Consider the following 11,921-nt stretch of genomic DNA (forward strand, 5'->3'; position numbering starts at 1 on the left):
GCAACAAACAAGGTTTTTACCTCTGTCACCTATTACCTGTAACCTCATCTAAATCTTCAGGAGTATTGCAGTTAAACAACATATCCGATTTTGAAAAAGGTAAAATTTCTACAGGATGTAATTTGAGAAACTGTTGAAAAGATCGCCCCCCTTGATTGATAAAATCTAAAATTAGGGGTAAACAAGAACTACGATAAAAACCACAAAGTGGTTCCCAACCTTGGGTATTTTTTACCAAACAAGCAATATTTTCTCCTTTTATATTATCTAATCTTTTCACCCACTCTTGCAACACTTCAACTTGCAAATTTGGTAAATCGCAAGCTAATAATAATACCCATTCTGTGTTTACTTTCTCTAAACCTTGTACAAAACCCACTAAAGGTCCTTGTGTGTTATGGGGGTTTTCTTGTATAAATTCACATCCTGGTAACTGTAAGTGTTGATATTTTTCTGGACAAGGTGTAACTATATATATAGTATCCGTACAACTTTTAGCGACATTGCCAACTTTTTGTAATAAGGGTATTCCCTGAATAGGAATCAAAGCTTTATCCTTTCCCATCCTGGAACTTTTACCACCTGCAAGAACTATGACGCTTAATGTAGTCATGCAATTTAAAAAAGTTTCAATTTTTTTGTTTTTAATTAAATATACATTATCACACAATATGACAAAAAATTTGTTTTTTAAATCGTGTAAAAATTGTTGCAGAACCGTAAAACCCCAATGTTTATCTTATTAAGTATCAAAAAATTGCAATATTTTGCGGATTATTACATCAGGCAATGTATTATTTATCATCAACCAAACAACAATATCATCATTATGCTTAATAATCTCACAGTTGCTACAGATATTAACCACTTAGCAGCTATCAATAATATTGGGTTCATTAAATATGAACAAGGAGACAAAGAAACAGCGATTCAAAAATGGCGAGAAGCGATTAAAATTAACAATCAATCTGCTGAACCTATTTTAGCTTTAGCTGTAGCTTTATATACTAAAGAAGAACAACATCAGGCTTATCAGTTAGCAGAAACAGCATTAAAGTTAGATATAAAATTTGCTGATTTTCACTGGATGAAAAAGCATTTTTGGGGTCAAAGTATGATTACTGATGCTCAGAAATTTCTATCTACTCCTGCGATGAAAGCTTTATTATCACAGTTGCGTTAATATCCATATTTCGTATATTTTCGTATATTTATTATCCCTGATTTATCAAGTGAGTCAGGGATATTATTTTTTATATAAGCATTCAGTATTCAGTATTCAGTATTCAGCTTTAATCTATCTATTATAATCTATAAAAATCAGATATTTTTATCAACAAATAAAAAGTTTGCCTAATTCCACAAGAGACATTTGCAGACTGCGATTTATATTTAGTTGTTTTTAAACATATTGCTGATACAGCACTTACTTTTTTATCTCTTTTAGAGTATAATTATATTATCTAGCTCAGAGTAGAGTTTAACAACTATGACTCAAGAATTAATAGACCTCAGAAATAGTATTTTACAAGGACGTTACGCAGATGCTTTGGCAATTGTGGACGAATTAGAAGGAATGAGTAAACAAGCAATCATTAGACAAATTAAATCTTTTTTAAGGATTTTATTGATTCATATTATCAAAAATCAAGTAGAACAGAGATTAACAAATTCTTGGATTTCGTCTATTCGTAATGCTATCCGCGAAATTAAAGAAGCGAATCTTAAAGATAATAAGAAATCCTATTACATCAATCAAGATGAATGGGAAAATTTGATTGAGGAAGAAGTGATTGAAGATGCGATCGCTGATGCTAGTCTAGAAGTCATGAATGGTATTTATAACCAATTTCAACTAGGCGAAATTATAGATAGAAAACAGTTAATTACAACTGCTTTAAAATTCCTCAATTTAACTTATTCCTATTCACCTAAAGAATTACCTGCTATTGTCGCAGAAACTTTAACTCAGTTACCCGGTGGTGAAGATTGGAAAATAGGAAAAAGGTAAATATAGCAGGAGTCAGGAGTCAGGAGTTCAGGAGGTAAATATTTATCCCTATTCCCTATTCCCTTCTTACTGTCACCTGTCACCTGTCACCTGTCACCCTCTATTCTGACTCCTCTGCACCTGTGACAACAACTCCTCTAAACTCCCTGGTGCGGGAAGACATTTCAACCCTTGACAAACTAAACCCACGCTTCCCTCTGGTAAATCTGATACCGCTTCAAAAACCGTAGTTGGTAGATATTTAGGCATTAATGACTTAATCGGCTCAGTGGTACTACGAATCAAAGTAGAATTCCGATACCAATCTAAAGCAGTAAATAAACTAGGACAACCTTGAGGAGATTCATTCATTACACCTTTAAAGGCGTGTAATCCTGATTCAGCCAAATCAAGATAATGTAAGTTATCAGTAAGTAAAGATAACCTGACTAAATTGGCGATCGCCACCCCATTAGCCGCAGGTGTAGCATTATCCGCAAAACTCCGCTCCCTGATAATTAAATCTTGACTATTATCGCTAGATGTGTTAAAATATCCTCCTAATTCAAAACTCCAAAGAAAATCATTAAACTCATCTTGGAGAGCGATCGCTTTTTCCAACCAATCATTATTTTCTAAATCAGCTTGGTGTAAATCCAACAATGCTTTAATAAAAAAAGCATAATCTTCCGATTGAGCTAAAACCGTCGCCTCACCTTCATAATTAAGTCGGTGAAAACGTCCATCCACAAATTGATGATCTAAAATAAACTTAGCCGCTTGAGTTGCTAACTCCAAATAACTAGGTTCTTGGAAAACTTCAGAAGCTCTAGCTAAACCGGAGATCATCAAACTATTCCAAGCTACAATCATCTTAGTATCAGTCACCGCCGGAATGCGACCAGGCCAGTTAGTGATTTTCGCTTCCTGATTATCCCGTGCTGGGGGAAAAGTCGCTAGTGCATCAGGAGTTGCACCATAACGCAAAGTAAACAACTTACTCAAAGCAGTTTCTAAAGTTTCACTTAGTTCACCAGGATGCAATCTTTGTAAAACATTTTTCCCTTCAAAATTCCCATCAGTAGTAACAGTAAACTGTTGTTGTAATTCTGTTAATTCTTCAGGTGTTAAAAGTTGTTGTAATTCCTGATAACCCCAGACATAAAAAGCACCCTCCTCCGGTTCTGGATCTGCGGGATTAGTAAAGCTATCCGCATCTTGAGCAGCATAAAAATAACCATTAGGTGCTGTCATTTCCCGTTGTAACCATTTTACAGTTCCAGCCACTGCCCGTTTAAAAGCTGGTTCTTGTATTCCCGAACTCCACAAATTAGCCAGATATTCTACAATCTGACCATTATCGTAAAGCATCTTTTCAAAATGGGGGACAGTCCAAGTCGGATCAACAGTGTAGCGATGAAAACCACCAGCAACATGATCATAAATACCACCCAAAGCTAAATCTAAACCGCGTTGAGCAGAAACTTGTAATCCATCATACCGAGATTGATAATTAAACCGAGAACCCCGCAAAACCAACTCACCATAGGGGATCATCGGAAAACTATTACCAACCTGCTTAGGAGTCATGATCCCCGTGCAAACTTCCCAACCTTTTTGTAATAATTCTTGATCAGCTACTTCCTGACTGCCATCATTTTGTAACACCGCTGATGTCAGCAAAGCTTCGAGAATTACAGCTTTTCTTTGACGTAACTCCTCTTTTTCAGTATCGTAGTAATTGCGTAAAGCTTGTAAAACCTGCAAAAAACCCGGACGACCATAACGGGGATCAACAGGAAAATAAGTACCCGCATAAAAAGGGACTAAATCATCAGGAGAGAGAAAAGCATTAAGAGGCCAACCCCCTTGACCAGTCATCATTTGTAGACTTTGCATATAGATGCTATCAAGGTCAGGTCTTTCTTCTCGGTCTACCTTGATGGGGAGAAAATTGGCGTTCATATATTGGGCGATCGCCAAATCAGAAAACGCCTCACCTTCCATCACCGTACACCAGTGACAACTAGAGTAACCAATAGAAAGAAAAATCGGTTTATTTTGCGCCCTTGCAGTTTCCAATGCTTCATCACACCAAGGCCACCAGTCAATCGGGTTTTCAGCGTGTTTGCGGAGATAAAGGCTTTTTGTGTCAGCTAGGCGATTCGTCATAATAAAAGTTTTCCACCATTTTCTGACCAGTCTAGCGTTTTTAAAGTTATTAGTTATTAGTCATTAGTTATTAGTCATTAGTTATTAGTCATTAGTCATTAGTCATTAGTCATTAGTCATTAGTCATTAGTCATTAGTCATTAGTCATTAGTCATTAGTTATTAGTTATTAGTCATTAGTCATTATTTATTTTTACCAAGTCACCAATCACCAGTCACCAATCACCAATCACCTCTTCCCCAATCACCAATCACCATTTATTTAGAAACGCGAATAGTTGAACCTAGAACTGGTGCTGTTATTTCCGATACAGGTGATACAGACTTGCGGGGAATTTGGGTACTAGGGTTTAGTGCTGCGATCAGGTGCAGTAAAAAGGTAATTAAAGCAGCTTGCATAAGTCTTTCCAGCATAGCACTCCTCTCTTGAAAAATAGCATTTAAATTTAGATTGGTTAATCTAAATACACCACATAGTCCCGATTTACCGGATTTGCAAAATATGTCCGGAAAATTAACCAGGTTCAGGTTAAAAATTGTGAAAAAAGTTACTAATACCTGAAAAAGAATTTCGACCAAATAATATAGATTCGCCAACACAAGGCAAGCTAAAGTTATAGGTCAATAAATAGACACACAGACAGCCAAGGGCAGAATGTAAGTTAATCATCTGTTGATGATGAACTTTTAAATTCTCCCGCTTTTGACATCGCCACAATTACTTAGACTGCTATCAGCCGCTAAAAGTGCCTGTTAAAAAAAATTTTTTGCTATGAGATATTTGATTCTAGACTATTGCTGTTGAAAAATCTGTTTGCTCAGAGCAGATGATGAGGAGATCAGAAATTTATCTGTTATTGTCGAAATATCCAAATTTGACAATCAACACAATCAGCCTTTCTCATAGATAGAATAAATAACAAATAGATACAAATACCCTCAATGATTCCTATCGTTATTGAACAATCGGGTCGAGGCGAACGCGCCTTTGATATCTACTCACGACTGTTACGTGAGCGGATCATTTTTTTAGGACAACAGGTGGACAGCAGTCTAGCTAACCTGATAGTTGCCCAATTGTTGTTTTTAGATTCTGAAGACCCGGAGAAAGACATTTATATGTATATCAACTCTCCTGGTGGTTCAGTGACGGCGGGGATGGGCATTTTTGACACCATGAAAAATATTCGCCCCGATGTTTGTACCATCTGTACCGGACTAGCGGCGAGTATGGGCGCTTTCCTATTAAGTGCAGGTACTAAAGGTAAAAGGATGAGTTTACCTCATTCACGGATTATGATTCACCAACCTTTAGGCGGCGCTCAAGGACAAGCTACCGATATTGAAATTCAGGCACGGGAAATTTTATACCACAAGCGCAAGCTGAATGAGTATTTAGCCGAACACACTGGTCAGCCTTTTGAGCGTATTGCCGAAGATACAGAACGCGACTTTTTCATGTCTCCAGAAGAAGCCAAAGAATACGGTTTAATCGACCAAGTGATTGACCGTCACTCAGCAGGTAGTCGTCCAATGGTTGTAGTGTAGGTGACAGGTGACAGGTGACAGGTGACAGGTGACAGGTGACAGGTGACAGGTGACAGTAAGCAAGGGAAGCAGGGGAGGCAAGGAGAGAATATTAACTGTTACCTCTTGCCTCTTGCCTTTTGCCTTCTGTTCCCTGTTCCCTGTTCCCTGTTCCCTGTTCCCTTATCTTAAAATCCAGCTATGGGATCAGGTTGAGCTTTGAGGTAGTTGAGAAAATCGAGTAATTCTTCCTCACTCAGTAAAGAACGCCCCAGTTTACCGTAAGTTTTCTTGAGATGTTCTCTTCCCTGTTCTTTTGTCCAGCCCAAACGTTCTATTTGGACATCAGTTTGAGCAATGACATCAGATAAATTAACTGGTTCGCTTTTTCTCCTGGTTTTGCCTATCCCTGAGAGCAAACCAGTATCTTCAACAGAAGAATAACTACGTGGAGTAAATGGGGTGACATTACTAGGAGGAATTTCTGGTAAAAGTTGAAGTTCAGGTTCTGGATTAGATACTAGATTCAGGTTGGGCGCTGAGGTATCAACTTTTTCTTCTGTGGAAGTAGTTCCAGAAAAACTTGGATCTAAAGTTTGGCTATAGGTATCATGTTTAGTGTTGTTGTCCAGTGACCATTGACTCCTGGCAACATCACCAGTGCTAGGGACAGACTCATTGAAAACTGTGGTAGTTTTTGGGGGAGGATTCACGGTTACAGGGGAAACAGGTTCTCGGGAAACAGAAACAGCAACATTTTCCCTGGTTGTATTTGTGATTCCCAAAACCATCAGCGCCCGATTTCTAGCTTGGTCTTCAGCAGCTTCCACAGTGTCTGCTCCTGCCATAGCAGTAGCACGGGTGACACCTTCAATTTGTAGACTTACTCGGACGATATATTTACCTTGAAAAATCTCTACTAATTCAGAAATAATACTATACACATTCTACAATCCTTACCCTGTCTAACTTTCGTGATATTCACTCAACCTAGTTAGTGTCATATTCTCTCAATTTTCTCTCAATCATTACCATGCCATGAGGAAAGCATAGCATTAGTTAGCAAAAGTTAGCAAATGATTAACTAGCTATTTGCCTTCTTCACCACTCTAGGATCAATACTTTTCGGTTAAGCCCAAAACAACGAAATAAGCTGTTATGCAGCTAAATTGTATAATCATAAATTCTTGAACTCTTGTGGCACAGGCATCTTGCCTGTTTCATTTATACAAATTACAGCGATTTTCAGGTAAATTAACCACATTTTTTAATCTCACGCAAAGACGCAAAGGCGCAAAGGAAGAAAGGAAGATAACAAGAAGGATGTGGTACAAATACATGAAAACTGCTGTAAATGCACAACAGCTTAACGTAGGTTGGGTTGAGGAACGAAACCCAACATTTACAAGGGTTTGTTGGGTTTCTACACGGTAAACCCAACAAACTCTTATCAATTTTGGGTTTCCTAGCGTCAACCCAACCTACATCATTGATTTTTTTGAGCTTAACCGAAAAGTATTGAGTCTGTACCATCTTGGAAATTCAATCATCGCGTGGCTGACACAATCATTTAGTAATGCTACATTAACCGCCCACCTTTTAGGTCAGTTTTGCAAATCGCTATATTCCCAGTGTTTTGGATCTGGGAATATGAGCTTGTCCTAAGTTGACAATTTACTAGACAAACCTATACAAGTACATACAAAACTACAAGTATTTGAAGTATACATGGAATAAGTTGACTAAAAAATTAAGCAAAATGTGTCAGAATTAAATAATAAAGTATAGTGTTGAAAATGGCTATCGCCACGCAAGCTATCAGCAAATGCTTTTATCCATCAAAACAAAACTCAAGTTAAATAAAACCCAGGAAATATTAATGGCTAAACACGCTGGTATAGCAAGGTTTACCTATAATTGGGGTTTAGCTACTTGGCAGGATTTGTATAAAGATGGATTAAAGCCAAACAAATACATCCTCAAGAAATTCTTTAATAATCATGTAAAACCTGAATTGGCATGGATTAAAGAAAAGGGTATTTGCCAGAAAATCACTCAATACGCTTTTGATAGTTTAGGTGAAGCTTTTCAAAGATTCTTTAAAGGACAGTCTCAATATCCTAACTTCAAAAAGAAAGGAAAAAATGATAGTTTTACAATTGATGCAGGTGGTAAACCAATTCCTGTAGGTGGTACATCAATAAAACTACCGACAATTGGATGGGTAAAAACTTATGAAGGATTACCTCACAGCACCTGTAAAAGTATTATTATTTCCAGGACTGCTGATAGTTGGTATATAGCCTTTTCTTATGAACAAGAATGTCAACCAACTATCAAAAACCATGCTGTTGTTGGTGTTGATTTAGGAGTCAAGGAACTAGCTACACTAAGCACTGGTGTTATATTTCCTAATCCTAAACACTATAAACCCCACATTCCGCACTTCAAAAAGTAGCATAAACAAACTACATTGACGGTAAATTAAAACTTATGGTTTGAACAATTACGTATCAATGTAAAACAAAATTATGGACACACAAAGTTGAGCTTTAGAAGGTGTTTAAAAGCTATTGCAATAACAATATTTAATTCAAGGTGTGGAATCAGTTATCAAAAAGATAACCGATGAAATAGTAAAAATAGAGAGAAAACTAAGATAATAAATAATATTTTTGACAAGTAGTAGGTAGGAATTGCAAGATATGACAATGCGACTCCGTTAAATTAAGAATTCGTTGAAATCCTTGTGCCATCAAAAGATGAATACCTTGAAAGCACTGAAATATCCATCTTAATGTGGGAGATTCTGTAGGTTTATTCAGTTGGTTTTTAACTGTGGCTTTTTGTGCCTTCAATGACATTCTTAATTGTCTTTGTCCTAAATTATAAACCAAAAGACATAATGCCATTAACATCATCATTGTCTCTACTCTTTGGGGATTTTTCACAAACAGACTATCCGCGAAAAATAACGGGTCTTTGATAAATCTAAATCCTCTTTCTGTAGATTGTTGTTCTTTATATATTTTGAGGATTTCTTCTGACTCTAACTCCTGAGCATCCAAAATATTGGTGGCTAAAATAAATCTGCCACAAGAGTTTTGCTGTTGTGTAATTAACTCCTGATTTTCTCTTAATTTACATTTCACTCTATAAACTGCTGTTTTCCCTTGATTTAATGTCTCGGTAATTCGATAGTCTGATATTTGATGATATTTTAATTTAGCTGTTATTTCTTTGATTTTCAACTCGGCTAAAGATTTATCAGCAAATTCTTCCTGTTCTAATTTATCTACTTGTTTGTTAGCTTTTAATAACTCTTCTTGGATTTTTTTGTCTAGTTTATTTAAGTCTGCTTTTTTTCTCTCTACGCTTTCTACTAATAACCATCTTTGCTCTATTCCTCCATAAGATACTTTCTCTTCGATATAGCTATAACCTTTGATTTTACAGGCTTTCATTTCATTATTTATGGAGGCTTTCACTAAATTTTTTGCTTTTTTAATGGATAATGGTACTCGACTTATCCATTTCATGTTTGACATTAATTTTAAATTACTTTCGCTATATAATGCACTGTCAGCCACCATGATACTTTCAAAATCTATTTGTTTAGAATATTCTACTAAGATATGAGCAAATACTGCTTTATCTGATTCGTTTCCTGATGCCCCTCTAAAAAATAATGGTATATCCCCATCACTACTTACTATTAAATCTAATATACATTGTTTTAGGTCTGGGCGATGGTCACGAGAATATCCTTGTGTAATCATTATTGGATGTTCTCGATTTATTCCTAGTTCTTTCTCTAGATTATTTACGCAATTCTTATATTCCCCGTGTAAATGTAATGAGCTTGAGTCTAAATGGGAATATTTTGTGTCTATTCCATATTTCTTTACTACTTCTAAGGCAATGATTAAGAATAGTTTAGTTAATCCATATTTATAGAGTTTATCCATGACTCTACCTATTTTATCGTCGTTTAAATCTTCTGCTTTTATTCCTGTTCCTATTAGATGTTCTACGGCTTTGTCTTTAAAGAAATCTGGGAACAAATATAGTGGTCTTGATACAAAGCCTAGTCCATTGAGAATGATTGCTTTGACTACTTCTCCTGTGTTTACTTTCTCTCTGATATCTATTGAAAATATCTCGTTGATTTTTTCTACTATTCCTATTTCATCTATTATTCCTGCGATTATTCCTAAGTGATCTATGTTTTTACTCTCAATTTCTTCTGTTTGGTAATTCATATTATGAAGGCATTTTTAGGTACTTCAGTCTCATTCTCTCATTTTTTCCTGAATTTATTCTCAATGCCTTATGAGTTTCTCTTTAGTAGTCAAATGGGAATTAAAGTCTATATTTTTACTTTCTTGATTGCGTATTTATATTTAACACTCTATGCTGCTTATGATACTTGTATATGTACTACATTTTGAAGTGCGGAATGTGGGATAAACAGAATCTAGCTAAACTACAAAGATTATCCAAAGTCTATTGTAGAAAAGCTAAAGGTTCAAACAATAAGCATAAAGCTAAAATTAAACTGGCTAGACATCATGCAAGAATAGCAAACCTGAGAAAAGATACTCTTCATAAACTTACTACTTACTTATGCAAAAACCACGCCAAGATAGTAGTAGAAGATTTGAATGTTTCAGGGATGTTATCAAACCATAAATTAGCCCAAGCAATAGCTGATTGTGGGTTTCATGAGTTTAAGCGTCAGCTAGAATATAAAGCTAAAAAGTTTGGTTGTGAAATTATAATTGCTGATAGATTTTATCCATCAAGTAAAACCTGTTCTCACTGTGGACATAGAAAAGATAGTCTTTCTTTATCTGAAAGAATTTATCACTGCGAGAACTGTAGTTTTGAGATGGATAGGGATCTGAATGCTGCAATTAATTTATCGCGTTTGGCTAAAGCGTGAAAGTCTACCGAGGGATAACTGCTCCCATGCTCCTGTTGAAGTAGAAAGTAAAGTCTAGCTTTGTCTAGGTTTTATATAGCAGCGATCATCTATATCACAAAGCTGATGTTCAATAAGTTTAACATTCCTAAAGTTGTAGTTATGGCAGGTGAAAGGGAACAGGGAACAGGGGGAAGTTAATAACCCAATGCCCAATGCCCAATGCCCAAATGTGGACAGTTTCTCAACACGGCTTCCAGTTTTCTAGCAACATCCAGAGAATCATTTGAAAGGATTAGGAATAGGAATTGGAAATGATAAAACAGCTACAGCAGCAGCAAAAGAGGAATTTTTTTACCCTCTTATGTTCGTTCCTCCTTGTCCCCGTAGCCTTTCTCGTTCTGGTAGTTGTCTTGGTTCTGCTTGCACCAATAGTTAGAGATCAGGAACACGAGGAGCAGCTATAAACAAATTAAATTAAAAATCCCCTGCTGTTTAAGCATGGGGATTGTACCTCAAATCTTTATATCAACGCTTGATTAAGCAGATAAATTTGCTGCTGCAAATTCCCAGTTAACCAAGTTATCCAAGAAATTCTTGATGAATGCTGGACGCGCATTTCTGAAGTCGATGTAATAGGCGTGTTCCCAAACGTCCAGGGTGAGCAGTGCCTTTTTACCATGTGCGAGGGGGTTTTCTGCGTTGGGTGTTTTCATGACTTTGAGTGTACCACCGTCATCAACTAACCAAGCCCAACCGCTACCAAACTGGGTTGCAGCCGCAGTAGAAAATTCTTCTTTGAATTTGTCGAAGCTACCAAAATCTTTATTAATTCTCTCAGCTAGTTCACCTGTGGGAGCGCCACCACCTGCGGGTTTGAGTGAGTTCCAAAAGAAGGTGTGGTTCCAAACTTGAGCCGCGTTGTTAAAAATGCCAGCTTTAGCAGGATCTTTGAAGGAAATTTGGATTACTTCTTCGAGGGACTTATCAGCAAGTTCTGTACCATCGGTGAGCTTGTTGAGGTTGTCTACATAAGCTTTGTGATGCTTACCATAGTGATACTCAAAGGTTTCACCTTTCATGCCATATTGCTCTAGAGCATTAAAGTCGTAGGGTAGGGAAAGCTGTGTAAATGCCATGTTTTCAAGTCCTCTCTTTATTGTTTTCCGGTTAAAGCTATTGCCAAAAACCAGAAAATTACAGGTTTTGTATTGATTTAGTTTTATATCCTTGATATTGGGACACAAAACTTAACATGGCTATTCTACTACCAAAGTGAACCTTAAACCACTGCACTTTAGTCATAACC

The 11,921-nt window shown here is 36.6% G+C and carries 10 protein-coding genes and 1 pseudogene; 5 read left to right on the forward strand and 6 right to left on the reverse strand.

Annotated elements, in window-relative coordinates; translation table 11 throughout:
* Positions 1-25: 25 nt before the first annotated feature.
* A complete protein-coding gene (locus tag K2F26_RS09590; RefSeq protein ID WP_194056654.1) occupies positions 26-613 on the reverse strand; it encodes a molybdenum cofactor guanylyltransferase in 588 nt (195 codons plus the stop codon).
* Between the two features lie 216 nt (positions 614-829).
* Between K2F26_RS09590 and K2F26_RS09595 the strand changes: the two genes are divergently transcribed.
* Entirely contained in the window at positions 830-1,183 is a 354-nt protein-coding gene (locus K2F26_RS09595) for a tetratricopeptide repeat protein (protein ID WP_220611277.1), read from the forward strand.
* Between the two features lie 306 nt (positions 1,184-1,489).
* Complete coding sequence (locus tag K2F26_RS09600; RefSeq protein WP_220611278.1) at positions 1,490-2,011, forward strand: DUF29 family protein; 522 nt, start codon at positions 1,490-1,492, stop codon at positions 2,009-2,011.
* 93 nt (positions 2,012-2,104) lie between these two features.
* On the opposite strand, the gene K2F26_RS09605 is transcribed toward K2F26_RS09600, so the two are convergent.
* Both K2F26_RS09605 and K2F26_RS09610 read right to left on the reverse strand, forming a co-directional pair.
* Positions 2,105-4,162 carry a thioredoxin domain-containing protein gene (locus K2F26_RS09605; RefSeq protein WP_220611279.1) on the reverse strand — a complete coding sequence of 686 codons (2,058 nt, stop codon included), beginning with the start codon at positions 4,160-4,162 and terminating at the stop codon, positions 2,105-2,107.
* A 257-nt stretch (positions 4,163-4,419) separates the two neighbouring features.
* Positions 4,420-4,575 carry a QAALIT motif small membrane protein gene (locus tag K2F26_RS09610; RefSeq protein WP_220611280.1) on the reverse strand — a complete coding sequence of 52 codons (156 nt, stop codon included), beginning with the start codon at positions 4,573-4,575 and terminating at the stop codon, positions 4,420-4,422.
* Between the two features lie 528 nt (positions 4,576-5,103).
* Here K2F26_RS09610 and clpP point away from each other — a divergent pair.
* On the forward strand, positions 5,104-5,709 hold the full coding sequence (gene clpP / locus K2F26_RS09615; protein ID WP_096565355.1) for an ATP-dependent Clp endopeptidase proteolytic subunit ClpP: 606 nt from the start codon (positions 5,104-5,106) through the stop codon (positions 5,707-5,709).
* Positions 5,710-5,876: 167 nt separating this feature from the next.
* On the opposite strand, the gene K2F26_RS09620 is transcribed toward clpP, so the two are convergent.
* A complete protein-coding gene (locus K2F26_RS09620) occupies positions 5,877-6,632 on the reverse strand; it encodes a slr1353 family protein (RefSeq protein ID WP_220611281.1) in 756 nt (251 codons plus the stop codon).
* An 881-nt stretch (positions 6,633-7,513) separates the two neighbouring features.
* Between K2F26_RS09620 and K2F26_RS09625 the strand changes: the two genes are divergently transcribed.
* Positions 7,514-8,146: an RNA-guided endonuclease InsQ/TnpB family protein gene (locus K2F26_RS09625; protein WP_246605569.1), complete on the forward strand. Its 633-nt coding sequence runs from the start codon at positions 7,514-7,516 to the stop codon at positions 8,144-8,146.
* Positions 8,147-8,342: 196 nt separating this feature from the next.
* On the opposite strand, the gene K2F26_RS09630 is transcribed toward K2F26_RS09625, so the two are convergent.
* Positions 8,343-9,950 carry an IS1634 family transposase gene (locus K2F26_RS09630; protein WP_220608157.1) on the reverse strand — a complete coding sequence of 536 codons (1,608 nt, stop codon included), beginning with the start codon at positions 9,948-9,950 and terminating at the stop codon, positions 8,343-8,345.
* A gap of 206 nt (positions 9,951-10,156) precedes the next feature.
* On the opposite strand from K2F26_RS09630, the pseudogene K2F26_RS09635 reads away from it, so the two are divergent.
* Positions 10,157-10,633: pseudogene (locus tag K2F26_RS09635) on the forward strand (RNA-guided endonuclease InsQ/TnpB family protein); the annotation flags it as partial.
* 518 nt (positions 10,634-11,151) lie between these two features.
* Here K2F26_RS09635 and sodB read toward each other — a convergent pair.
* Positions 11,152-11,751: a superoxide dismutase [Fe] gene (sodB, locus tag K2F26_RS09640; RefSeq protein WP_194056507.1), complete on the reverse strand. Its 600-nt coding sequence runs from the start codon at positions 11,749-11,751 to the stop codon at positions 11,152-11,154.
* Positions 11,752-11,921: the final 170 nt, after the last annotated feature.

It is taken from the genome of Sphaerospermopsis torques-reginae ITEP-024 (assembly GCF_019598945.1).
In the GTDB taxonomy this organism is placed as follows: Bacteria; Cyanobacteriota; Cyanobacteriia; order Cyanobacteriales; family Nostocaceae; genus Sphaerospermopsis.

Excerpts from the sequence above, each read along its gene's own strand:
- K2F26_RS09590 (WP_194056654.1), bottom strand. The coding sequence starts at position 613 with ATGACTACATTAAGCGTCATAGTTCTTGCAGGTGGTAAAAGTTCCAGG.
- K2F26_RS09595 (WP_220611277.1), top strand. The coding sequence starts at position 830 with ATGCTTAATAATCTCACAGTTGCTACAGATATTAACCACTTAGCAGCT.
- K2F26_RS09600 (WP_220611278.1), top strand. The coding sequence starts at position 1,490 with ATGACTCAAGAATTAATAGACCTCAGAAATAGTATTTTACAAGGACGT.
- K2F26_RS09605 (WP_220611279.1), bottom strand. The coding sequence starts at position 4,162 with ATGACGAATCGCCTAGCTGACACAAAAAGCCTTTATCTCCGCAAACAC.
- K2F26_RS09610 (WP_220611280.1), bottom strand. The coding sequence starts at position 4,575 with ATGCTGGAAAGACTTATGCAAGCTGCTTTAATTACCTTTTTACTGCAC.
- clpP (WP_096565355.1), top strand. The coding sequence starts at position 5,104 with ATGATTCCTATCGTTATTGAACAATCGGGTCGAGGCGAACGCGCCTTT.
- K2F26_RS09625 (WP_246605569.1), top strand. The coding sequence starts at position 7,514 with ATGCTTTTATCCATCAAAACAAAACTCAAGTTAAATAAAACCCAGGAA.
- K2F26_RS09630 (WP_220608157.1), bottom strand. The coding sequence starts at position 9,950 with ATGAATTACCAAACAGAAGAAATTGAGAGTAAAAACATAGATCACTTA.
- sodB (WP_194056507.1), bottom strand. The coding sequence starts at position 11,751 with ATGGCATTTACACAGCTTTCCCTACCCTACGACTTTAATGCTCTAGAG.